23 protein-coding genes are annotated in these 23,862 nt (G+C 41.3%); 14 read left to right on the top strand and 9 right to left on the bottom strand.

Annotation, left to right across the window (positions count from 1 at the left end; translation table 11 throughout):
• Positions 1-267 precede the first annotated feature (267 nt).
• From GUA46_RS01985 to GUA46_RS01970, 4 genes are all read left to right on the top strand, one after another.
• The gene (locus tag GUA46_RS01985) at positions 268-1,953 is read left to right on the top strand and encodes a glutamine--tRNA ligase/YqeY domain fusion protein (RefSeq protein WP_176619084.1); all 1,686 of its coding nucleotides are present in this window, start codon (positions 268-270) and stop codon (positions 1,951-1,953) included.
• A gap of 297 nt (positions 1,954-2,250) precedes the next feature.
• Entirely contained in the window at positions 2,251-2,580 is a 330-nt protein-coding gene (locus tag GUA46_RS01980) for a YtxH domain-containing protein (protein ID WP_108245638.1), read from the top strand.
• 3 nt (positions 2,581-2,583) lie between these two features.
• Complete coding sequence (locus tag GUA46_RS01975) at positions 2,584-2,934, top strand: LPXTG cell wall anchor domain-containing protein (protein WP_108245637.1); 351 nt, start codon at positions 2,584-2,586, stop codon at positions 2,932-2,934.
• Complete coding sequence (locus tag GUA46_RS01970) at positions 2,931-3,146, top strand: DUF6327 family protein (protein WP_108245636.1); 216 nt, start codon at positions 2,931-2,933, stop codon at positions 3,144-3,146. The genes GUA46_RS01975 and GUA46_RS01970 overlap by 4 nt, the downstream gene beginning before the upstream one ends.
• A 67-nt stretch (positions 3,147-3,213) precedes the next feature.
• Here GUA46_RS01970 and GUA46_RS01965 read toward each other — a convergent pair whose 3' ends face one another.
• Positions 3,214-4,149, bottom strand: coding sequence for an SPFH domain-containing protein (locus GUA46_RS01965; RefSeq protein WP_108245635.1), 936 nt, complete (start codon positions 4,147-4,149; stop codon positions 3,214-3,216).
• Positions 4,150-4,242: 93 nt separating this feature from the next.
• On the bottom strand, positions 4,243-5,739 hold the full coding sequence (gltX, locus tag GUA46_RS01960; protein ID WP_176619083.1) for a glutamate--tRNA ligase: 1,497 nt from the start codon (positions 5,737-5,739) through the stop codon (positions 4,243-4,245).
• Between the two features lie 164 nt (positions 5,740-5,903).
• Here gltX and GUA46_RS01955 point away from each other — a divergent pair, with 164 nt between their 5' ends.
• From GUA46_RS01955 to GUA46_RS01925, 7 genes are all read left to right on the top strand, one after another.
• Entirely contained in the window at positions 5,904-9,323 is a 3,420-nt protein-coding gene (locus tag GUA46_RS01955) for a hypothetical protein (protein ID WP_176619082.1), read from the top strand.
• Complete coding sequence (gene ybeY / locus GUA46_RS01950; protein ID WP_176619081.1) at positions 9,316-9,735, top strand: rRNA maturation RNase YbeY; 420 nt, start codon at positions 9,316-9,318, stop codon at positions 9,733-9,735. The genes GUA46_RS01955 and ybeY overlap by 8 nt, the downstream gene beginning before the upstream one ends.
• Before the next feature lie 2 nt (positions 9,736-9,737).
• Positions 9,738-11,606: a tRNA uridine-5-carboxymethylaminomethyl(34) synthesis enzyme MnmG gene (gene mnmG, locus GUA46_RS01945; RefSeq protein WP_176619080.1), complete on the top strand. Its 1,869-nt coding sequence runs from the start codon at positions 9,738-9,740 to the stop codon at positions 11,604-11,606.
• Positions 11,607-11,705: 99 nt separating this feature from the next.
• Complete coding sequence (locus tag GUA46_RS01940; RefSeq protein ID WP_176619079.1) at positions 11,706-11,933, top strand: hypothetical protein; 228 nt, start codon at positions 11,706-11,708, stop codon at positions 11,931-11,933.
• A gap of 120 nt (positions 11,934-12,053) precedes the next feature.
• Positions 12,054-12,251 carry a hypothetical protein gene (locus GUA46_RS01935; protein WP_176619078.1) on the top strand — a complete coding sequence of 66 codons (198 nt, stop codon included), beginning with the start codon at positions 12,054-12,056 and terminating at the stop codon, positions 12,249-12,251.
• A complete protein-coding gene (locus GUA46_RS01930) occupies positions 12,229-13,059 on the top strand; it encodes a class I SAM-dependent methyltransferase (RefSeq protein ID WP_176619077.1) in 831 nt (276 codons plus the stop codon). The genes GUA46_RS01935 and GUA46_RS01930 overlap by 23 nt, the downstream gene beginning before the upstream one ends.
• A 241-nt stretch (positions 13,060-13,300) precedes the next feature.
• On the top strand, positions 13,301-13,807 hold the full coding sequence (locus tag GUA46_RS01925; protein WP_176619076.1) for an OmpH/Skp family outer membrane protein: 507 nt from the start codon (positions 13,301-13,303) through the stop codon (positions 13,805-13,807).
• A gap of 54 nt (positions 13,808-13,861) precedes the next feature.
• Here the strand turns inward: GUA46_RS01925 and GUA46_RS01920 are convergent, their stop codons facing one another.
• The 5 genes from GUA46_RS01920 to GUA46_RS01900 all read right to left on the bottom strand — a co-directional run bounded on the left by GUA46_RS01920 (position 13,862) and on the right by GUA46_RS01900 (position 17,142).
• Positions 13,862-14,311 (bottom strand): DoxX family protein, encoded by a 450-nt coding sequence (locus tag GUA46_RS01920; RefSeq protein WP_176619075.1) that lies wholly within the window; start codon positions 14,309-14,311, stop codon positions 13,862-13,864.
• 52 nt (positions 14,312-14,363) lie between these two features.
• On the bottom strand, positions 14,364-14,930 hold the full coding sequence (locus GUA46_RS01915) for a Crp/Fnr family transcriptional regulator (RefSeq protein ID WP_176619074.1): 567 nt from the start codon (positions 14,928-14,930) through the stop codon (positions 14,364-14,366).
• A 184-nt stretch (positions 14,931-15,114) separates the two neighbouring features.
• Positions 15,115-15,570 carry a hypothetical protein gene (locus tag GUA46_RS01910; RefSeq protein ID WP_176619073.1) on the bottom strand — a complete coding sequence of 152 codons (456 nt, stop codon included), beginning with the start codon at positions 15,568-15,570 and terminating at the stop codon, positions 15,115-15,117.
• Between the two features lie 12 nt (positions 15,571-15,582).
• A complete protein-coding gene (locus tag GUA46_RS01905) occupies positions 15,583-15,978 on the bottom strand; it encodes a DoxX family protein (protein ID WP_176619072.1) in 396 nt (131 codons plus the stop codon).
• Between the two features lie 12 nt (positions 15,979-15,990).
• A complete protein-coding gene (locus tag GUA46_RS01900; protein WP_176619071.1) occupies positions 15,991-17,142 on the bottom strand; it encodes a DNA polymerase III subunit in 1,152 nt (383 codons plus the stop codon).
• A 180-nt stretch (positions 17,143-17,322) separates the two neighbouring features.
• Between GUA46_RS01900 and GUA46_RS01895 the strand changes: the two genes are divergently transcribed.
• The 3 genes from GUA46_RS01895 to GUA46_RS01885 all read left to right on the top strand — a co-directional run bounded on the left by GUA46_RS01895 (position 17,323) and on the right by GUA46_RS01885 (position 21,244).
• Positions 17,323-18,513, top strand: coding sequence for a phosphoglycerate kinase (locus tag GUA46_RS01895; protein WP_176619070.1), 1,191 nt, complete (start codon positions 17,323-17,325; stop codon positions 18,511-18,513).
• A gap of 118 nt (positions 18,514-18,631) precedes the next feature.
• Complete coding sequence (locus tag GUA46_RS01890) at positions 18,632-20,227, top strand: lytic transglycosylase domain-containing protein (RefSeq protein ID WP_176619069.1); 1,596 nt, start codon at positions 18,632-18,634, stop codon at positions 20,225-20,227.
• A gap of 12 nt (positions 20,228-20,239) precedes the next feature.
• Positions 20,240-21,244, top strand: coding sequence for a DUF4837 family protein (locus tag GUA46_RS01885; protein ID WP_176619068.1), 1,005 nt, complete (start codon positions 20,240-20,242; stop codon positions 21,242-21,244).
• Between the two features lie 75 nt (positions 21,245-21,319).
• On the opposite strand, the gene GUA46_RS01880 is transcribed toward GUA46_RS01885, so the two are convergent.
• Positions 21,320-21,490: a DUF6747 family protein gene (locus GUA46_RS01880; RefSeq protein ID WP_176619067.1), complete on the bottom strand. Its 171-nt coding sequence runs from the start codon at positions 21,488-21,490 to the stop codon at positions 21,320-21,322.
• A 240-nt stretch (positions 21,491-21,730) separates the two neighbouring features.
• Positions 21,731-23,782, bottom strand: a complete 2,052-nt coding sequence (locus GUA46_RS01875; protein ID WP_176619066.1) for an OmpA family protein — start codon at positions 23,780-23,782, stop codon at positions 21,731-21,733.
• Between the last annotated feature and the right edge of the window lie 80 nt (positions 23,783-23,862).

Raw genomic sequence — 23,862 nt, 5'->3', positions numbered from 1 at the left:
CACCGTTAGATTTTAAGAGGGTTATGGGCTTAATAGCCCTGTTAGTTTGTGCCCCTTAATTGTAATTCATTCAAAAAGACGGTGTTCAGGCGCCTTTTCATCATATAGTATTCCAATAACAAATATGTCTCTAATTTCGTCGAAAGGAAAGATATTGTTGTAGGTGATACCAAAACTGTTGTGAAATCGCCTAGTTTGTATACACAAGAGCATGAAAAATAGCTATGAACTAGGGATTTTACTACATTTGCGCATCAAATTATGGGTATGTCAGAAGAAGCTAAATCGCTCAATTTTATAGAACATATTGTTGAGGACGACTTAAAAAATGATTACAAAAAGGAGGAGTTAAGATTCCGTTTTCCTCCAGAACCGAATGGCTATTTACACATAGGGCATGCAAGCTCCATCTGCTTGAATTTTGGTTTGGGCTTACGGTATAATGCCCCTGTAAACCTTCGGTTTGATGACACCAATCCGGCCAAAGAAGAGAAGGAGTATGTAGAGGCTATCAAAAAGGATGTCAGTTGGTTGGGGTTTGAATGGGACACAGAATGCTATGCATCCGATTACTTTCAACAGCTATACAATTGGGCCGTTATTTTGATTAAGAATGGCAAAGCCTATGTCGATAGTCAGTCTTCCGAAGATATAGCCAATCAAAAGGGAACTCCAACAGAACCAGGCAAAGAAAGTCCATATAGAAATCGTTCTGTTGAGGAGAATTTAGAACTTTTTGAAGGAATGAAGAACGGTGAATTCAGCGATGGTGCGCATGTACTTCGGGCCAAAATAAACATGGCATCTTCCAATATGTTAATGCGTGATCCAGTGATGTACAGGATTCTTCATAAACCGCACCACCGAACAAATATCGATTGGTGTATTTATCCTATGTACGATTGGACACACGGTGAAAGCGATTACATAGAACAAGTCTCACATTCCTTGTGTACACTGGAATTTTTACCACACAGAGAGCTCTACGACTGGTTTTTGGACCAAGTGGTATCTTCTGATAAATTACGACCTAAACAGCGTGAGTTCGCTAGAAGAAATTTAAGTCACACCGTGGTCAGTAAACGTAAATTGCTTCAATTGGTGGAGAAAGGTGTTGTTGAGGGTTGGGACGATCCTCGGATGCCCACAATTTCTGGATTGAGAAGAAGAGGATTTACCCCTGAATCCATCAGGAATTTTGCCGATACCATTGGAATAGCCAAGCGCGATAATGTTGTTGATGTTTCCCTGTTGGATTTTCATGTTAGGGAGCATTTGAATAAGATTGCGCCGCGCGTTATGGCTGTTTTAAACCCTTTAAAGGTTGTTATCACCAATTATGAAGAAGGCAAGGAAGAATGGTTGGATGCCGAGAACAATCCCGAGGACGAATCAGCTGGAAGTAGAAAAGTCCCTTTTTCCCGAGAGATTTATATTGAACAGGAAGATTTCAGGGAGGAAGCCAATCGAAAATTCTTTAGGCTAAAGCTTGGAGGTGAGGTCCGTTTAAAAAATGGATACATCATTAAAGCGGAAAGTTGCACGAAGGACGATAACGGGAACATTGTGGAAGTACAATGTACTTATGACCCCAAAAGTAAAAGTGGTTCCGGTACAGAGGAAAGTCTGCGAAAGGTAAAAGGAACCCTTCACTGGGTTTCCATACCACATGCCATAACGGCTGAAGTGAGATTGTACGACCGTTTGTTCACCGATGCGACACCGGATAGCCATAAGGAAAAGGATTTTATGGATTTTGTTAATCCCGAATCGTTGGAAAAAGTAACCGGTTATTTGGAACCAAGTTTGAAAGATGCCAAAATCGGTGATCGGGTTCAATTTCAACGTATGGGTTATTTTAATGTTGACAAAGATTCAACATCGGAACATTTGGTGTTCAATCGAACAGTCACTTTAAGGGATACCTGGGCCAAATTGGAACAAAAAGAGTAGCATAACATTTTCTTATAGAACTTAAACCCGCCATTGAAGTTTGTTATGGAAAATGACTTCATTAGGCGGGTTTTATTTGCCAATATTTTAAGGCCTTACAATTTCCTTATTGGAAGTCAAAAAAGCGACTTACGGACCTTTATTTGCCTTATTTCATCAAAAAATAGCTAAAGCGTTAATCATTCGTTCGATTGAATCGATCGTTGTGTATGTTGTGATATAATTTTGAGTAAATCGATTCGGGCAACACACTTGCCCTCGATTTAAAAATCAAGTTTAATTTAAAGAATCAATATTATGTCAAATAACACAGGAAATGTTCTAACCGCACTATTAACAGGAGCTCTTGTAGGAGCAGGTGTTGGAATTCTTTACGCACCAGATAAGGGAAAAAGAACCAGAAAAAAAATCAAGAAAAGTGCTGTTAAGGCAAAAGATGATATTTCACAAAGTCTTACACACGCCAAAGAGGAATTCAGCAAATCTGCCGATGCCAAAAAAGTGGAATTCGAGGAAAAGTTGGAAGACACGCTTTCTAGCATGAGCTATAAAGCAGATGACATTTTGGTGGCCCTTGAGAAGAAATTGGAAGATCTAAGAAAAAAGAATGCCCAACTACAGAAGTAATATATGGCCTTCGAAGAAATTAAAGAACAGATAGACCATGTAGAAGAAGGAGTGAGGTCCTATGTAAAAAACAGTTTTGATTTTTACAGGCTTCAAAGCTTTAAGTCCATGATGAGAGGAGTTACCATGGCTACCAAGGTGCTAATAATTGGTTGTGTGGCCTCTTTGGCCCTACTGTTTCTTTCATTGAGTGCTGCATTTTGGCTGGGAACACTGTTGGAAAGTACTTCGCAAGGTTTTTTAATAGTCGGAGGTTTTTATGTACTGATTGGTTTGCTTCTGTTCTTGTTAAGGAAGAAGTTTGAAAGCCCACTCCTAAAAAAGTTTTCTAAATTTTATTTTGATGAATTATGATCAAAGCACAATACACATCATTCGAAGACATTGATAGGGACCTTAAAATCTTAAAATTACAAAGACAGATAGATGAGGAACAGGTGAAGTTGTCCTTACAAAAAACCAAGGAGGAACTGTACCCGACCAATATATTAGCTGGCATGGCGCCATTGCTCCAAAAATTGGCACTTACCATTGTAGCAAAAAAGCTGATGAACAAATTCAGTTGATTATGAATCTGTCATAAAACAAAAAGGCCGCTTAGTAGAGCGGCCTTTTTTATGGTTTTTAGAGCATCTATGCATCTCCGGCATCTTTTTGGTTCTGTTTACGTTTCATAGCCTCACCAATTTGATTGCTTGCAGTAAAGGAAGCTACCATATTGTTCAGCATATCACTGCCCGCCTGTGGTGAGTTGGGCAATAGGATCAGGTTGGTATCAGTTTCCTCACCGATTGCTTGTAGGGTATCATAATGTTGCGTTACCACTATAAGCGCTGATGCTTCCTGTGAATTGATTCCCACCTTGTTAAGCACTTCTACGGACTCTTCCAGACCTCTGGCGATTTCCCTACGTTGGTCGGCTATACCTTGACCTTGAAGTCTTTTACTTTCCGCTTCGGCCTTTGCCTTTTCTACAATAAGGATGCGCTGGGCATCACCTTCAAATTGGGCAGCTATTTTTTCTCGTTCCGAAGCGTTGATGCGGTTCATGGCAGCTTTTACTTGTGCATCCGGGTCAATATCGGTTACCAGTGTCTTTATAATATCGAACCCATAATCCAACATGGCATCTTGTAATTCGGATTTAACAGCAATGGCGATATCATCTTTTTTTACGAAGACATCATCCAGTTTCATTTTGGGAACCTCGGCGCGCACTACATCAAACACGTAGGATGTAATCTGATCGTGCGGATATTCCAATTGGTAAAAGGCTTCGTATACTTTATCTCGAATCACTACATATTGAACGGAAACCTTGAGTTTGACAAAAACATCGTCCAAGGTTTTTGTTTCAACGATAACGTCCAATTGTTGAATTTTAAGGCTCAACCGGCCCGCTATACGGTCTACGATCGGAATTTTCATTTGAAGCCCGGAACTTCTGATGCTGTGAAACTTACCAAAACGTTCGATAGCAACGGCCGTTTGTTGTTTTACAATAAAGAAAAATTTAAATAGGATAATAAGCGCTACAAACGCAATAGGTATTATTAAATAGTTGCCCATAGTGTTTAGAATTTATGTTAGAAATGGAAATTACGAAACTTGACTAAAGTATTAGTAGCCAATTGTTAAATAATGTTACATTTCTTTTGAATTCTAAAGTCGGTCTATGGCAGCTTTGATACGGCCTATACTTTCTGCTTTGCCGATCAAGGCCATTATGTCAAAAAGATGAGGGCCTTTCATGTCACCAACAATGACCAAACGGAGTGGTGGCATCACTTTTCCGAAGGAAAGTTCTTTTTCTCCAATCCAGGCCTTAACGGTATCTTCAATTCTGGATGATTCAAAGTCTTCGATGTTTTCCAAAACCTCTACAACCTGCTGCATAATTTCTGGAGTATCTTCTTTCCATTGTTTTTTGACAGCTTTTTCGTTGTAGGAGGTAGGGGCCTGGAAGAAATAATCTGACAGCTCCCAAAAGTCATTCACGAAGTTTGCGCGTTCCTTTATAGACGACACTACTTGTTTGATATAGCTTTGCTCTACTGAAACCCCTTTTGCGTTCAGTTCAGTTGAAAACAGTTCCGCAAGTTCTTCATCTGTCTTGATTTGTAACCATTGCTGATTATACCAATTGTTCTTTTCTGGGTCGAAACGTGCACCTGATTTGTTTACCCGCTCCAAAGTAAAGGAGTCTATCAATTCCTCTAAAGTAAATATTTCTTGCTCTGTTCCAGGATTCCATCCCAACAAAGCCAAAAAGTTCACCACGGCTTCAGGGAAGAAACCGGCCTCACGATATCCTTCGGATTGGTTCCACGTGAGCGGAAAAACAGGGAAGCCTCCTTTTTCTCCATCACGCTTACTCAATTTTCCTTTGCCCACAGGTTTCATGATCAAGGGAAGATGGGCAAATTCCGGAGCATCCCAACCAAAAGCATCATACAATAGGGAATGCAACGCTAAGGACGGTAACCATTCTTCTCCCCGGATAACATGGGTAATTTGCATTAAGTGGTCATCAACAATGTTGGCCAAATGATAGGTGGGCATTCCATCACTTTTGAACAGCACCTTGTCATCAAGGATATTTGAATCTATTTTTATTTCTCCGCGGATAATATCTTTAAGGAGTAATTCTTTATTCTCAGGAGACTTAAACCTGATTACGTAATCCTCACCTGCAGCAATCTTAGCCTTGACCTCCTCATTGGTCAATGAAAGAGAGTTGGTCAGTTTTAAACGATTATGCCAATTATAGATAAATGTTTTCCCTTTGGCCTCATGGTCTTTCCTATGTTGGTCCAAAACTTCAGCTGTGTCAAAAGCATAATATGCCTTACCCTTTTGAATAAGCTCGAGAGCGTATGATTTGTACAATTGTTTGCGCTCGCTCTGTCTATACGGTCCAAAGTCACCTTCTTTTCCAGGCCCTTCATCAAAAGGAATACCGCACCAGTTCAACGCCTCGATAATATATGCTTCCGCGCCTTCAACAAAGCGGTTTTGGTCTGTATCTTCAATGCGAAGTACAAAGTCACCATCATTTTTTTTAGCGAACAAATAGTTGAACAAAGCAGTGCGAAGACCACCGATATGTAAGGGTCCTGTTGGGCTTGGTGCAAATCGAACTCGTACTTTTTGATTCATAATAGGGCTGTATTGGAACGCAAAGATACATTGATACCGATGAATTGAAAAGGGTTGTAGCAGCGTGTTTCAATATTTCCAAAGGTTTGGTAAAAGGAGGTTTAACAAATTTTTTCTGCTCTTTTCCAACGGATCGGGTAATTTGGTAATACAAATTCATCATTTTGAGTGCATATCAGAACATATTGGCTAAGCTGGAGAGCTTTATCAAAAGGTTTTATACCAAGCAATTGATAAAGGGGATTTTCTTGTTTTTAACCTTGGGCACCATGTTTTGGATTGCCATTACCTCTTTTGAATATCTCCTTTGGTTGGATAATTCTTGGAGATTGATGTTGTTCGTCCTTTTTGTAATTGTTGAAGTCTATTTGTTATTTCGATATGTAGTTGTACCGTTGATGTACCTCTTCAGAATGAGAAAGGGGATTGATAATAAAGCCGCGTCCAAGTTGATAGGAAAGCACTTTCCTGATGTGGATGACAAGTTGTTGAATTTATTAGAGTTGTCCGAAAACCCACAAAAGTCAGATTTGCTATTGGCCAGTATCGAGCAGCGAGCATCCAGTTTGGGGCCTGTACCATTTGCTCAGGCCGTTAATTTGAAGGAAAGTTATGCCTACGCGAAATACATCATAATTCCAATATTTATTTTCACTTTGATTTGGATAACCGGCGACATCGTTTCTTTTTTTAATTCACACCAAAGGGTAATGCACTACGATATGGCCTACGAAAAACCAGCGCCATTTACCTTTCAGGTTATGAACTCCACATTGGAAGTGATGGACAACGAGGCGTTGACAATACAAGTGAAGACAGTTGGGGATGTGCGTCCGGACAATGTGGAAATTGTGGTGAACGGCGAAGCACTTTTAATGCAGAATAGAGGGTCGTATTATGAATATACTTTTCAACCACCTGTTCCTGAAGCGAGTTTTTATTTGTCGGCGAACGGTTGGAATTCCAGAAGTTATAATGTAAGTAGTTTTAGGACGCCTACTTTAGTCGATTTTACACTGGAATTGGAGTACCCGAAGTATCTTAACCTCATGTCCGAAACAATTACTGGAACGGGTAATGCAGAAGTTCCAGAAGGGACAAAAGTTACTTGGAAGATTCAAGGAGACTATGTTGAAGATATTAAAATGATTTCGGCGGACACAACGCTTTCTTTCACAAAGGAGAATAACCTTTTTTCCAAAACAAAACGATTGTATGCTGATTTTGAGTATAAGTTGACCACTTCGAACAAAAGGGTTGAGGATTTTGAAAGGTTAGCTTATCGATTGAATGTTGTCAAGGATGCCAAGGCGACCGTCCAGGTAGATCAGGTTCTCGATTCTTTGAACCCGAATGAGTCTTACTATACGGGTCAAGCTGCTGATGATCATGGTTTAAGTGAGATTCGATTGGTCTGTTATCCATCCGACGATGCTAATGCAATACAACGGTTATCTCTAGAACGTCCAAATACAAATGTCTATCAGTTCTACTATACATTTCCATCTGGTTTATCCCTTGAGTCCGGAAAAAGATACAAGTTGTTCTTTGAAATCGTTGATAATGACGGGATTAGGGGAGGAAAGATTACCAAAAGTGCTGTCTTTGATGCTACCCTTTATAACGATAACGAATTGAATAACAAAGAATTAGAGTTTCAGAACACCACTTTGAACAAAATGGGTGAGTCTTTGAAATCTTTTAAAGAGCAAGAGGAAAAATTATCGGAGCTGAACAATCTTCAGAAAGAAGAAAAATCCCTGAGTTTTGAGGATAAAAGCCAGATTAAAAATTTCTTGCAACAACAGAAGAGGCAAGAAGAGTTGATGCAGAAGTTCAGTCAAGATCTGAACAAAAGCATTGATAAAGATTCTGAGGATACAGAAATGAAGAAGATGCTTCAAGAACGTTTGGAACGTCAAGAAGCCGAAGCAAAAAAGAATGCCGCCCTACTCGAAGAGCTTGAAAAAATTGCTGAAAAAATCGATAAGGAAGATTTGCAAAGACGGTTGGAAGAGTTGGGTAAAAATCAAGGAAAGAACAACCGTAACCTAGAGCAAATTTTAGAGTTGACAAAACGTTATTATGTTACTGAGAAAGCTTCCCAAATTTCCAAAGAACTGGATGAATTGGCTAAAAAACAGGAAACACTTTCAGAGTTAAAGCTAGGTCAAGATTTTAGTGATAAAGAACAACAAAAGCTTAATGAGGATTTCAATGATCTGGAAAAAGAAATACGTGAATTGGAGAAGGACAACGAACAATTGCAAAAGCCTTTGGAATTAAATACGGATAAGAACAAGACCGATGCAGTAAAAGAGGACCAAAAGGATGCTTTGGAGGAAATCAATAAGCACCAAGGAATGGAACAATCCTCCCAGACCGACGATAAGAGAAAAGCAGAGAACAATGCAACCAAAAAGCAAAAATCTGCTGCACAGAAAATGCGTGAGATGAGCCAGTCCATGAAGTCTAGCTCCATGGGTGGAGGAGAAAGTGATGCTGAGGATGCTGAAATGCTCCGTCAAATTTTGGATAATCTGGTCACATTTTCTTTTAAACAAGAGAACCTTTTTGACAAAATACAAACTGCCGATGTTGACATTTCACAGTTTTCACGCACAGTAAAGGACCAGCAAAACTTAAGGAGGTTATTTGAACATGTGGATGATAGTCTTTTCGCACTTTCTCTACGCAGGGCAGAGTTGTCTGAATTCGTAAACGAGCAGATTACCGAAGTTTATTATAACATTGATAAATCACTAGAAAGTATAGCCGAGAATCAAATTTATCAGGGAGCTTCATATCAACAATATGTTATCAATGCCACCAATGCACTTGCAGATTTTCTGGCCAATATTTTGGACAACATGCAACAGAATATGAGCCCTAGTCAAGGAAGTGGAGGAGAGGGTCAAGACTTTCAGTTGCCAGACATTATAAAAGGTCAGCAAGGCATTCAGGAAAAAATGAATGGGTCTGGCCAGCAGGGTAAACCCTCGGAAGGGCAAGGCCAACAAAGTGGTGAAAATGAAGGGGGCCAACAAGAAGGTCAACAGGGCAATCAAGGTAAAGGTGAGAACGGACAGGAAGGTGATAAAGGAGAAAGAGGGCAAGGCTCTGGTCAGGGTGAGGAAGGACAATCAACTGGAAATGGACTTGATGAAATGAATCTTAATGAGGTGTATGAGATTTATAAGGAACAGCAGTTCCTAAGAGAAAACTTGGAACGGCAGTTGGAAGATATCATGCAACAGTCCGACAAGAATCTTGCTAAAAAATTAATCCAACAAATGGAGGATTTTGAAAACGATTTGTTGGAGAATGGCATCACAGACCGAACCCGGAGCAAGGCAAACAATATTCAACATCAATTGATGAAGTTGGAGAACGCTTCCATGGAGCAGGGAGAAAAAAAGGAGCGTGAAAGCAATACTAATGTAAATCAATATGTAAACCCGGTTACCACCAAACCAGAACTGCTTCAAGATTACCGGAATAGCATTGAAATATTAAATAGACAAGCATTACCTTTGCGGCAAAATTTTGAAAGGAAGGTAAAGGTTTATTTCGATAATGATTGAGTTTCATTTTAAAAGTGATTTGCTGATCGAGGACAAATCCAAGTATGCCGATTGGGTAAATAGGGTTATACAATCCGAAGGATTTTCTGTCGGTCAAGTGGATTATATTTTTTGCACAGATGAATATTTGTTGGAGCTGAATCAGGAGTATTTAAAACATGATACCTTCACGGACATTATTACTTTTGACTATACAGATGGGAGTACCATTTCAGGTGATATTTTTATTTCAACTGATAGAGTTAAAGAGAATGCCAAGGAGTTTGAAGAAGATGTTTTAAACGAACTCCGCCGGGTGATGAGTCATGGTATTTTGCATCTCGCGGGATATGGAGACAAGAGTAAAGAAGAGTCCAAGTTGATGCGTGATAAAGAAGATGAAAAGATTAAAATGTTCCACGTGGAACCATAGATATGTTTGAAAAGGAGTATGATGTTATTGTAGTAGGAGGAGGACACGCCGGAGCCGAGGCAACAGCCGCCGCGGCCAATATGGGTTCTAGTACTTTGTTGGTTACAATGAACCTTCAAACTATTGGGCAAATGTCTTGTAACCCTGCTATGGGTGGTATAGCCAAAGGGCAAATTGTTCGGGAGATAGATGCCCTTGGCGGATATAGTGGAATTGTTACGGACAAGTCTGCCATACAGTTTAAGATGTTGAACAAATCTAAGGGGCCGGCAATGTGGAGCCCACGTGCACAGAATGACCGCATGCGTTTTGCAGAGGAATGGAGAATGGCTTTGGAGAACACCTCCAATGCAGATTTTTATCAGGAGATGGTCAACGGTCTTTTGATTGAAGGTGACAAGGTAGTAGGGGTAAAAACCAGTTTAGGATTAGAGATCCGTGCCAAGGCGGTAGTGCTTACCAATGGCACTTTTTTGAATGGATTGATTCATATTGGTGAAAAGCAATTGGGTGGAGGTAGAGCTGGTGAAAAAGCTGCAACAGGAATAACCGAGCAATTGGTTGAACTTGGTTTTGATAGCGGACGGATGAAAACGGGAACCCCTCCACGGGTGGATGGGAGGTCTTTGGATTATTCCAAAATGATTCCTCAACCAGGGGATGATCACCCAGAAAAGTTTTCCTATTTAAATACACCTATTCTTCAAACACAACGTGATTGTCATATGACACACACCAGTAAATTGGTGCACGATTTATTACGAGAAGGATTCGATAGGTCACCTATGTTCAACGGTAGAATTCAAAGTTTAGGCCCACGATATTGTCCGTCAATAGAGGATAAGATCAATCGCTTTGCCGATAAGGATTCCCATCAAATATTTGTGGAGCCAGAAGGCTGGAATACGGTGGAGGTATACGTAAATGGATTCTCAACGTCCCTTCCAGAAGATGTTCAATACAAAGCTCTAAAGTCGGTGAAAGGGTTTGAGCATGTCAAGTTTTTTAGACCGGGGTATGCAATCGAATATGATTATTTTCCGCCTACACAATTGAAGCATACGCTCGAAACTAAGTTGGTTAACAACCTGTATTTCGCTGGACAGATTAACGGCACTACCGGATATGAAGAAGCAGCTTCGCAAGGTTTGATGGCCGGGATAAATGCTCACTTAAAAATTAATGAAAGGGAACCATTTATCCTAAAAAGAGATGAGGCCTATATAGGAGTTCTGGTCGATGATTTGATTACAAAAGGGACAGAAGAACCTTATCGAATGTTTACCTCTAGAGCAGAGTACCGCACCTTGTTGCGACAGGATAACGCCGATTTAAGATTGACGCCAAAGGGATATGAAATAGGCTTGGCAAAGGAAGAGCGCCTAAAACGGATGGAAGTGAAGATGAGCAAGTCTGATAATTTTGTCGACTTCTTTAAGAAGACCAGCTTCACCACCGATGAAATAAATCCTATTTTGGAATCTTTGGATTCGTCTTTGGTAAAGCAATCCGATAAATTGTTCAAGGTCTTTTCAAGGCCAAAAGTTACCATGGAACACATGCTTCAACTGGACGCTGTTTCTGAATTTGTAAAGGAAAACAAGTTGGACACAGAGGTGTTGGAACAGGCCGAGATTCAAGTGAAATATTCCGGGTACATCGAAAAGGAAAAAACAAATGCGGATAAACTTCAGCGATTGGAGAATGTTCGTATTCCCGACAACTTCGATTATTCAAAACTTAAATCCTTGTCCTATGAAGCAAGGGAGAAAATGGAAGCCATTCGACCGGTTACCATATCGCAGGCATCACGGATTAGCGGAGTTTCTCCAGCTGATATAAGCGTTCTTTTGGTGTATTTGGGGAGATAAGCCAAAGACTTGTTCCACGTGGAACACAATTTTTTGTTTTTCCTCTTATATGTAAATGGCTCAGTTTTTGATTTCATTTTTGGCTTAACACTACGCCAGATGAAACGATTTTTACCATCTATTTTTGTTTTGGTCCTTTTGAGTTCCTGTATTCCGTTACGGATTGCTCCAAACATAAAGGACTATAAATTGATCCAAGGCAAACGTTTTAAAAAGGGACTTCCAAAGAAGAGTGTCTTCGTTTTTGAAGACCCGAAAGATGCGAACGAATTTTACGAATATATCAATACAAAGTTTCAACTCGACGATTATTATGTAGATGTATAGGTTCCCTTTTCGGTCAATGACAATACATTTTACTTTTCGTTTTACGAGGTTGAGATTCCGACGAAGACCATAAATTTAATTCCCGTGGCCTTAGATGTGGCGTTAACCAAATCGGCAGATATGGACCCGATTCTTGAAGATGCTTATGCCACACGAGTTGGAAACTGGTACATTGCCGTGGAAGTTTTTAGTGATACGGAAGAGGATTGTTTATCTGAAGATTCAATTTCAAGAGAAATGGTTTTGTCCTATCTTCGGGAATTGAAAAACGAATATTTGACAACCGATAACTATAATGAAGTTGTTTTTAAAAACTAAAGACTTTTCTGTTTCTGGAGAACAGTTCGAATTGCATTGGGATGAAGAATTGGATATGCTAGTGACCCAACCGCAACCCGAGAATTTGGCTCCTTACTACGAAAGCGAAGACTATATTTCCCATACTGACTCCAAATCTTCTTTCACGGACAGGCTGTATCAATCAGTAAAAGCTAAAAATCTTAAAAATAAGATTCAAATAGTTGAAAATCAATTAGATGACGTACAAAATCTACTCGATTTGGGTGCTGGAACCGGTGATTTTTTGATTGCGGCCCAAAATTCAGGTTTTCAAGCAACAGGAGTGGACCCAAATGACAAAGCAAGAAAACTTGCTGAGCAAAAAGGAGTCCGACTATTTTCAAGTGTAGAGTATGTGGCCGGACAAAAATTCCAGGCCATCACCCTTTGGCATGTTCTCGAGCATTTGCCCAATTTGAAGGAGCAGATAGAAACCTTGGTCCAACTATTGGAAGAGGACGGTGTCTTGGTGATTGCTGTCCCCAACTTTAAATCCTATGATGCCAAACACTATTCATCCCATTGGGCGGCTTTTGACGTTCCAAGACACCTTTGGCATTTTTCAAGAACATCGATTTCCAAACTTTTTGTCCCACATCAAATGGAAGTGGTAAAAATTGAACCGATGTGGTTCGATGCTTTTTATGTATCAATGCTGTCCGAAAAGTATCGAGGAAACAAACTGTACCTCGTTAGTGCATTTTTGGTAGGACTATGGTCCAACCTCAAAGCCATATTTACCAAAGAGCATTCTTCGTTGATCTACATTCTAAAAAAGAAGAAATAAGCGATTTTCGGGGCCGCTGCCGAACGAATCCGCTTTTGTATGCACAATCATATCAAACCAAAGAGAACCGCTCAAATCGGCTTGTCTCTGATTGCCAATAAAATAAATATAATGAATGCCGTTGTTGTATTTCCATAGAAAACATTTATGGTTTGGTCGGGCCTGATTTTTATATCACAAAAACTTAATGGGCGCCATTCCAAAAGCTTTTCTATTTTTGCGCATCTATAAAAAGTAAAAGATGAAAAAATTAGTAGTGCTTGCAATTGCCATTACGGCAATGTCGTGTCAGCAAAACAAAATTGGATATGTGGACAGCGTAAAAATCATGGACGAGTATCAAGAGAAAGTTGATGTCGAGGCCAAGTTCCAAAAAAAGGCCGAAACCATGGGTAGAAAACGTGACAGCATCTCACAAGCGTTCCAAATGGAATTGCAGGAATTTCAGGGCAAGGCACAAAGCTTGTCCCAACAAAATGCACAAGAGCAATATTCAGAATTGCAACAACGAGGACAGCGTATTGGCCAGCAATTACAGCAAGAAGAGCAACAATTGCAACTGACCAGCCAAGAACAAATGGACTCTTTGGTTAAGAAGGTGAAAAAAGAAATCAGAGCTTACGGAAAAGATAATGGCTACACCTACATTCTTGGTGGAGGCGAAGGCGGTTCTGTGATCTATGGTGACAAAACAAAAGATGTTACGGATGCCATCCTGAAGATTTTGAACGATAAGTACGAGAATTAAACTCGAAACATGAATTTATTCAATAAGCCCACTCTTTAGAGTGGGTTTTTTGTTTTACCTAATTGAAGCAAAGTAAACCCATAGCATAAAAAAGAACTGCAACGGGACACGGAACCATAGGTAGTCGATTCCCGGCCCATTCATTTCCCCCGTTTGGTAGTTGATTTCCTCAAGGGCCGCTTTGATGTTGGCTGGAAGAATCAAAATAAAAAATACGATCAACAAACAAGCCGTTTGTTTTTGATATTTAGGCAGCAAAAAGCCAATAGCGAAGAGAACTTCCATAAATCCGGTGATAAGCACAACTGCCTTTTTAAAAGGGATAAACGAAGGAACTATGGTCTCCATTCCCCCGATAAATGCAAAGTGCCCAATAGCAGTGAACACCAACATGCAGGACATGGCAATTCTGCCCGCTAATTGCAGGTCCAAATTCCTTTTAAAAACCTTTAAAATCAACGTGGATACTATAAAGGTACCGATAAGTACAACGAGAGGTTTCATCTTTTTTTAGGCAAAATTCCAACATTACATCTGGCAAGTCAATGAACCCAGGTTAAGAAATGCGCCTACGGATACGGCTCAGGGCCTGTGGGGTAACACCAATATATGAAGCAATATATTTCAAGGGAATTTCACGAAGTAGCTCGGGGCGTTCTTCAAAAAGATTGAGATAGCGTTGTTCGGCACTATCCCGCAGAAGGGAAAGCTCTCGCTTTGATTTTTTCAAAAAAAGTTCCTCGCTGGCCTTTCTCCCGATCAAGTTCCCAATGCTGGAAGAGGCATAAACCTCTTGAAGTTCCTTGTGGCCAAGACGCCAAAGTATCGTATCGGTAATCGTTTCCACTGTATATTCGGATGGTTTTTGGGTGAGGAAAGAGTCGTAGGCGCTAACAAAAGCCCCATTGAACACAAAACCAAAAGTGAGACCCCCATCTTCTTTGGGAATGTAGAGGCGAACAATCCCCTTTTCTATAAATGACAAATAGTTTTCCACCTTGCCCGCCTCAACCAACATACTCTTTTTAGGGAATTCATATCGGTTCAATTTTGATGAAAAAATCTCCCAATCGGCTCTTGAAATACCGAATTCCGATTCGAAATATTGTCTGATTTGTTCCAAGAGAGTTACCCTTTATTTTTTTTCTCACGAATCACCACAATCATGGCCACAATCAATAAAATGTTTGAGATAATCCCTAAAATGGCACTATTTCCTTTATTCAACTCTATGAGATTAAGTACAAAAAGAACCAGACTGATTACTATGACCAGTATAGGTGCGATTGTTTTTTTTCCGAACATGATTACATTTTAAGTTCTATATCGAGCTGTCGGCCCTCTTCCTTGGCCTTGTTGTCCATGCGGGTCCCCATTGCCAGCCCCATCGACATGCCTATGGGCAGTCCAATGCCCAAGAACGCCATATTTCCCAAACTAAGCCCCAGGGCAGCTCCAATGGGCAAACCAAAAACTGTCATGCCCAGAACAAACCATGTTTTTCTAAAATAATTTATGGGTACGATTTTGAGTTTCTGAGCCAACATTCCTACAATTTTTGATTGCTCTTTTCGGATTTCGTTCCGCAATATTTTACCAGAATCGGTAACCGAATTCAATTGTGTTATATGCTTGTTGATGACCAATTCGATTTCTTCGGGCAGTTTCTTTTTTTTGACTTCAACGATCAATCGTTCGAATTGCTCATAGGCAAGTTTGGTTTTGTCGGATAGTTCAGGACGCTGGATAGGCTCTAGAATCATGCTGGAAAGGTTTTACTGCATCAGATATACCAAAAAAACGGTCGGAATCAAATATACCACGATGGTTTGTGCACCTACATAATCCTTGGCCACTCGCTGCCCCAACAATAGCATTAACAACGTTATGGCAGAAAGTGTGGCGCCATAAAAACCGAACATACTTTCACCTTCCACAGCAAATTCAAAAATGCCCACTCCACACAATATTCCAGAGAGCATTTCCAACACTAAGACAACGCTCAGCAGAACAGGGACCGTTCCCTTGAAAATTGTTTTTGAGAAATGACCGGTCAGCCAACCAAGATTGCCTTTCCAATCCATGAGCTTGTCGATTCCGCTCTGTAAAAAAGTAATGGTAAGGAATGCCAGCAGTAGAATTTCCGTGGCATTTGAAAATAAATCATTCATGGTCAGTTTTATTTAATCGGCCTTTGCATGCAAGAGCCGTGTAAGTTTTATGGACAAATCCGTGAAGATCAACTTGGAATTTCCGTTGCGTTCCACGTGAAAAATGGCTTGCTCCAACTCCTTTACAATATCCAAAATATTGTTTTCATGTACAAAGGGAGCAAATTTTTTCAGGTCAAAACCCTCCATGTGTACTTTGGCATGTACAAGTTCGTTGGCCTTGTAGTTGAGCAAAAGGGCTTGTCGCATCATAGTGAGACAGTAGGCCAAGAACTTTTTTTGCACTTCGCGCCCCGTTTTGGATACCTCATCGCTCCACAGGATAAGTTCCTGCACGGCACCCTTGTTTCCCTTGGCTTTAAAGGCACTACGCACCCATTGTACGAACCAACGCTCAAAAACTAGATCTTCCGAATCCTTGTTCAAAAGATCTAAGGCTTTATTGAAATTTCCGTTTGCCTCAAAGGCTATGGTGAGTGCTTCTGTCTGCGATACGCCCCTGAGCAAAAGTTCATCGGTGATCGCCTGTTCCGCCAAAGGAGGGAAGTTCAGGATCTGGCAACGGGAACGGATAGTATTGATAATCTGCTCCTCTTCTTCTGCCAAAAGGAGCAACACCGTTTTGTCTGGTGGTTCCTCGATCAATTTTAAAAGTTTGTTGGCCGCAGAGGTGTTCATTTTTTCCGCCATCCAAACAATGAGAATCTTATATCCGCCTTCATAGGACTTCAATGAAAGCTTCTTTACCATGTCTTGGGCTTCATCCACCCCGATTTGGCCCTGCTTTTTTTCGATGCCGATGTGCCGGTACCAATCAAACAAATTGCCATAGGGCTGTTCCTTCACAAATTGTCGCCATTCCTCCAAATAGTGGTCGCTTACTGCATGCGATTTTACCTTGTCCGAATTGGAAACGGGAAAGGCAAAATGCAGGTCGGGATGCGAAAGGGAGTTGCACTTTGTATTGCAGACAGGGTTTCCTCCATCATTCTCCCCACCAGTATTGCCACAAAGTAAATATTGCGCATAGGCCAAAGCCATAGAGAGCACCCCGGAGCCTTCGGGCCCAACAAAAAGCTGTGCATGGGCGACCCTACCTGTTTCAGCGGTTGTCACCAAATGACTTTTGATATGCTCTAGCCCTAAAACGTTTTTAAAAAGCATGGACCAAAGATACATTTTTAAGCGTGGAAGTTTTGCATGCTGTCTTTTCTGTCCATTGCTGGTTTAACATATCGAACCGAAAAGGTTAAAAAGCGATAAACTTTCAAATAATAGGTCTCTGCAACCATGGAAAAAGCAGGAAATCTTTACATTTGAAATTCTCAAAAAAGAACACAATACATGAAGACGATAGACGATTTTAACTTCGAAGGAAAAAAAGCATTGATCAGGGTGGATTTCAACGTGCCATTGGACGGAGATTTCAAAGTGACCGACACCAGCCGTATAGATGCTGCAAAACCTAGCATCCTTAAAGTTTTGGAAGATGGCGGGTCCGCAATTTTGATGAGCCATATGGGCAGACCAAAGGGAAAAGCCAATCCGGATATGTCACTTTCACACATTGTCGAGACCGTCTCGAATGTAGTTGGTGTACAAGTGAAGTTCGCCGAGGACTGTGTTGGCGCAAAAGCAGATGAAGCAGTTGCTGCCTTAAAGAGCGGAGAGGTGCTTTTGTTGGAGAACCTTCGTTTCCATGCTGAAGAGGAAGCCGGTGATGAGTCCTTTGCAGAGGAATTGTCCAAGCATGGCGATATTTATGTAAACGATGCGTTCGGAACAGCGCACCGTGCCCATGCATCAACCACAATTGTGGCCAAGTTTTTCCCAGAAAATAAATGTTTCGGTTATTTATTGGCCAAAGAAATCAAAGCAATCGATAAAGTGATGGAAACAGGGGAAAAACCAGTGACCGCAATTTTGGGCGGGGCCAAGGTGTCTTCAAAGATCACGATTATCGAAAACATATTGGACAAAGTGGACAACCTTATCATAGGAGGTGGAATGACCTATACTTTTGTAAAAGCTCAAGGCGGCAAAGTAGGCGACTCCATTTGTGAGGATGATAAAATGGAACTGGCTTTGGACATCCTGAAACAAGCAGAGGCCAAAAACGTGAAAGTATACTTGCCAGTAGATGTTTTGGCAGCCGATGATTTTAGCAACGATGCCAACACCCAATTTGTTGACGTAAACGAAATTCCCGACGGATGGCAAGGATTGGATGCCGGTCCAAAAACCTTGGAGATATTCAAGCAAGTAATCTTGGCTTCCAAGACGATTCTTTGGAACGGTCCCGTAGGTGTTTTTGAAATGGAAAATTTCGCCAAGGGCACCATTGCCGTAGGTAATTATATTGATGAGGCAACACAAAGCGGAGCGTTCTCCCTAGTAGGAGGAGGAGATTCCGTTGCCGCCGTCAAACAATTCGGGTTCGAGGAGAAGGTGAGCTACGTATCCACTGGTGGCGGGGCCATGCTCGAAAGCCTGGAAGGGAAAACATTGCCGGGCATTGCTGCAATATTGGACTAAGTCTCACGTTGTGAGATATCAGGGCAAACGTTAAAAGTTAGAGAATTTTGTCTCGGGGCTTTATTCTTTCAGAAAAAAAAGCCATTTTCGTTCGCCCCGAAATCAAATTTTGTCCAAAATGAAACAGAGTTTAAGCGTAGCTGTTTTTGCTGTTCTCCTATCAGCAAGTCCCTTTGTGCGTGCACAACAATCCGAAATTGCACAGAACAAGTCAAAGGATTCCGTTTTGCTCCAAGAAGAGGAAAATGGGACCATCACGGTTTCCAACATTAAAATTGACGGCCAGCTTATGGCCCTGGAAACGCACGAGGACGGAAAATTCAAGCTACGCGACCTTGAGGAAGCTTGGCGGTACGATAGCCTTTGGCTGAAAGAACTCCATAGCAATGCCGATTTGTTCAGTGATATGTTGTTGGAGGTTCAGAATGATTCTGAACTGGAGGAAGCCTTTGAGGTAGATTTGCCTACCGATACGTTAAAAGCAAGGTTGGCTCGTATGAACGAGAAAACCCCGTTCAATATTACCTACAACTCATCTTTGGAAAGCGTGATCAAATCCTTTTTGACAAGGAGAAGGGACTTGATGCAGCGGATGATAACTGCTAGCCAGTTTTACTTCCCGTTATTCGAGCAAGAACTGGACAACCAAAACATTCCTTTGGAAATAAAATATTTGGCCATTGTGGAATCCGCCCTCAACCCCAAGGCTCGATCTAGGGTTGGCGCCAAAGGGCTGTGGCAGTTTATGTACAGCACGGGCAAAATGTACGGACTGGATGTAAGCAGTTATGTGGATGAAAGACATGACCCTATTATGGCTACAAAGGCCGCCAGCAAATACCTTTCAAGGCTCTACGATATTTTTGGAGACTGGGATTTGGCCTTGGCAGCGTACAACTCTGGTCCTGGAAACGTAAACAAGGCGATTCGACGTTCCGGAGGATATGAGAACTATTGGAACATTCGTCCATTTCTTCCACGTGAAACTGCTGGGTATCTTCCCGCGTTCTTGGCGACCATGTACATTTTTGAATATGCCGAAGAACATGGGCTACAATACAAAAAAGCGGATAGGCCCTATTTTGAGACGGACACGGTACATGTTAAAAACTTGATTACTTTCGACCAGATTTCAAAATTGGTCGATATAGGAGCCGAAGAGCTGGAAATGCTCAATCCGGCGTACAAGCTCAACATCATACCTAAAGTCGAAGGGAAAAACTATGCCCTGCGTTTGCCCATTGCCAAAATAGGCAAGTTTGTTTCCAATGAGGAAGAAATCTATGCTTATGCAAAAAAGGAGCTGGATTCTTTGGAAAAGCCTTTACCGAACATGGTAACTGCGGAAGACCAGATACGTTATCGGGTGAAGAGTGGGGACTATTTGGGCAAAATCGCGGAACAATATGGAGTCGGTGTAAGCCAGATAAAAAGCTGGAACGGGCTTCGAAGCAACAATCTTCGTGTTGGACAGCGCTTGACAATATATCCCAGAAAGCCATATATCGCGCAGAAGACCTCAAAATCGAGCAACTCTGGAACAACCGTTGCAGGAGGTTCCAAGATCCATACGGTACAATCCGGTGACTCACTTTGGACAATCTCCAAAAAATACCCCGGAGTTTCCATAGAAAATTTGCGAGAATGGAACGGTATTAGCGGTAATAACCTAAAACCGGGCACAAAACTTAAATTGTGTGATTGTTCTTCGTAAATTTAACACAAGATGAAAAAATTAGGAACACTATTGTTTGCCGCTACTATGTTGGCACTGGGAGCCTGTAAGAATTCAGGTCCAAAAGAAAAATTCTTACCGCCCTCAACGGGAGGCATCAATACCTTAATGGTAGTTATGGACACTGAGCTTTGGAGAGGGCCGGTGGGTGAAAAAATAAGGGATGAGTTTGCCGCACAAATTGTGGGACTTCCCCAAATAGAACCTAAATTTACCATAACCCAGGTACCACCAAAGGTTTTTAAGGGAACTACCACACACTCGAGATCTTTGCTGTATGTTGAACAAGATTCTACGTCTTTGGCCCATATAAAGGACGATGCCTACGCCAAACCTCAAAAAGTTGCAGTGGTTACAGGCCCAACAGAGGAGGTGATGATCAAAAACCTTGATTCTTTGGCAGACAGGGCCATAAAGGAATTCAGGGCCAACGAGATTGCCGAGGCACAACGAAGATTCGAGCGTTCTCTGAGCAAGGACAAAGCTTTGGAAGAGGAATTTGGGATACACATGAACGTGCCATCGCTCTACAAGGTCGGTAGAAGAGAGGACAACTTTGTTTGGATGGACATACAAATTCCAAAGGGAACCATGAACATCATTGCTTATGAGATGCCCTGGGACTATTTCAGCAACGATTCCACTTTTGTAGAGGATATTGTTAGGATGCGTGATTCTATTGGCCAAAAATTTATTCCAGGACCTTATGAGAACACTTACATGATTACCGAAAAAGCTTTTGCTCCTTATGTTTTTCCCGCTCAAATAGGCGGTAAAAAAGCGGCGGAGGTAAAAGGTGTTTGGGAAATTCATGGGTATCCTATGGCAGGTCCATTTTTAACCTATATCATCAATGACGAGGAGAACAATAGAAAAATGGTGATAGAGGGATTCACTTTCGCCCCCTCCGAAGAAAAAAGGGATTATATGTTCGAGTTGGAAGCTATCTTAAAGACAGTGGACTTTAAACCATCGGATACTGCCTCCACTGACTAAAAAATAATACTCATACAATACAAAAAGACCCGACAATTGTCGGGTCTTTTTGTTAGTTAAATATGAGATGATCTATTAGTCAAATGCAAAGCCTGTGGCCATTCTATATACAAATGCATAAAGCACTATAAAGAACATAACAAAGCTAAACCATGCGAACACTTTAAAGTATTTTTCTATGATGATGTGCCCAAGGTTTCTAAACCCCTCCAAATAGATTTCTTTAACGAGTAGTAATTTTTTCATATGTCTGATTTAAGGATTAAATACAGGCCAAAGATTTAGTTTACTGGGATGGAATCGAAAACAAAAGGACAAAAGGCAATAAAAACAAGGTGAAAGAAGCCACTTTTGGACAATAATCTATAAAGGCGAGCCTTTGATCGATAAAGTGCACATGGGCCAACCGTAGTTGGGCAGGCAGAAAGATCGATAAAGTGCAAAAATCCCAAGAAAAAGGGAGTCTGGATATCGCTTTAGCACGACTTATTCGGCCACTAGAATAAACTCCGACCTTCTGTTCAAACGATGTTGGTCGGCGGCACATGGTGTTCCATTGGAACAATTGTTCAACAGACGCTCTTCCCCGTATCCAACGGCACTTAAGATTCTTGAAACGTCGATTCCCTGGGAAACAATATAATCACGAGTGGATTTGGCGCGCTTGTCCGACAAATATTTATTGTAGCTCTCAGGACCAATGGCGTCGGTATGCGATTCAATTTTTAGGGAAAGTGTTTTGTTTTCGTTGAGCACGGTTACCAATTTATCCAGCTCTTGAGCGTACGTTGGTGTAATCTCATAACTGTCGAATGCAAAATAAACATTGCTTGGCTCGTACACTTCTGTTATTGATTTTTCTTTTAAGGCCTCCCTTAAGAATTGGGTAACCGGAACATTTTCATTCTCTTTGGTTTTTACAGAAATGGAGTCATCCATAAAACCTTTTTTTGTAGCCACAAGGGTATAACCCGTTGATGGACTCAGGTTTTTGAAAACATATCTACCGGTTGTGTCCGAAACGGTCTTGTTCAGCAATACACCATTTGTACCATACAAATTTATATTGGTTTCTTCCAATGGAATGCCCGAGGACTCACTGGTAACGGAACCAACAATGGCGTTGTAGTTCGGAATGGACTTAAAGGAATAAATATCATCATCCCCTTTGCCTCCTTTACGATTGGATGCAAAATAACCTTGCTCACCGGAAGCATCGACAATATAGGAGAAATCGTCCCTGTTACTGTTGATGGGTTCGCCCAAGTTCACACCCACACCAAAAGTTTCATTGGTACCATCGGATTTATATACATCCAGCCCTCCGAAGCCCATCGGTCTGTTGGAAGAAAAATAGAGAGCGTTTTCGACCGCGTAAGGAAACATTTCCTTCGCTTCGGTGTTGATGGTCTTTCCAAGGTTTTTTGGCTCGGAGAACGCCCCATTTGCACCAATGTCCACCACATATATATCTGTTTCGCCAAACCCCCCGGGTCTATCTGAAACGAAATACATTTTTTTCCCATCCGGGCTTACCGCAGGATGTCCCGTAGAATAATTTTCACTATTGAAGGGAAGCTCCTCTGCCTTGGTCCATTCGCCATCTTTAAGCTCAGAACGGTAAATCTTCAGGTGGTTGATTCCGTTTTCTCCCCGTTTCAAACGCTTTCCATAGTTGTTCCTTGTAAAATAAATAGTTTTTTGGTCTGGTGAGAAAGCCATTGAGGCTTCGTGATATTTGGTGTTGATCTTTCTAGAAAATTTCTGTGTAGCGGAAAGTTCACCGTCTTCACCTTTTTGGTGTGCAAGGTAAAGGTCCAAAAAGGGTTGATTGGTCCAACGATAGCGGCGTGTCGTCAAAAACAAAGTATCCTTGGCTGAAGCATAGACGATATCCGAGCCATTGTGAAACATGGGGGAGAAATCGGAGTAGGGAGAGTTGATTTTCAAATTTTTGATCGAAACATCATAAGTTGCTTCCCAAGTGTTGGGATCAACCTTATCGAGTTCATTTAGGGGCTCGTTTCTTTTCTGTCTTAATATTTTGGTCAGTGTGGCGGCTCTTTGATATTTGCCCGTACCTTTTAATGTTTCCTTGTACTTGAACAGTGCACCCTCCTCAATTTCTTCTTTGTACAATTGGTGCAGCTCATGGTACCATTGGTACGCTTTCTCCAAGTTTCCTATATAGTAATAGGAATCACCGGCCCTCGAGAGCAACTGTTGTGTGTGTTTGGCGTCGGTTTTTTCCAGGACCAAATCAAAAATGCGGGCTGCCTCAGCATACCACATTAGGTCAAAGTACTCATTTCCCTTATCGATAAGCTTGTCCACAGTTCCTCGCTTGCGAAGATATCTGCCCAACTTTTTGTCGTTAAGACCATCGAGGTGCTTTACAAAGTCTGTGGTTTCCTGTTCTTTCGCATGGTTCACTTTTTCGGATGTGGAAGATGTTCCCCCATACTCGGAAAAGGCAAACTCTTGGGAAAAGGCCCCAAGTGTGCACAAAAGAAAAATAAGCAAGATCAGTTTTTTCATTACCACTCCATCTGCACAAACAAACATGATTGTTCGTTTGGAGGTTAAGCATTTAGAGGCCTAACAGTTTAGTTATAACC

Origin of the sequence: Flagellimonas chongwuensis, assembly GCF_013376415.1 — a bacterium.
Classification (GTDB): domain Bacteria; phylum Bacteroidota; class Bacteroidia; order Flavobacteriales; family Flavobacteriaceae; genus Flagellimonas; species Flagellimonas chongwuensis.
The sequence above is the reverse complement of the archived record's forward strand: the minus strand, read 5'-3'. Positions and strand labels throughout refer to the sequence as shown.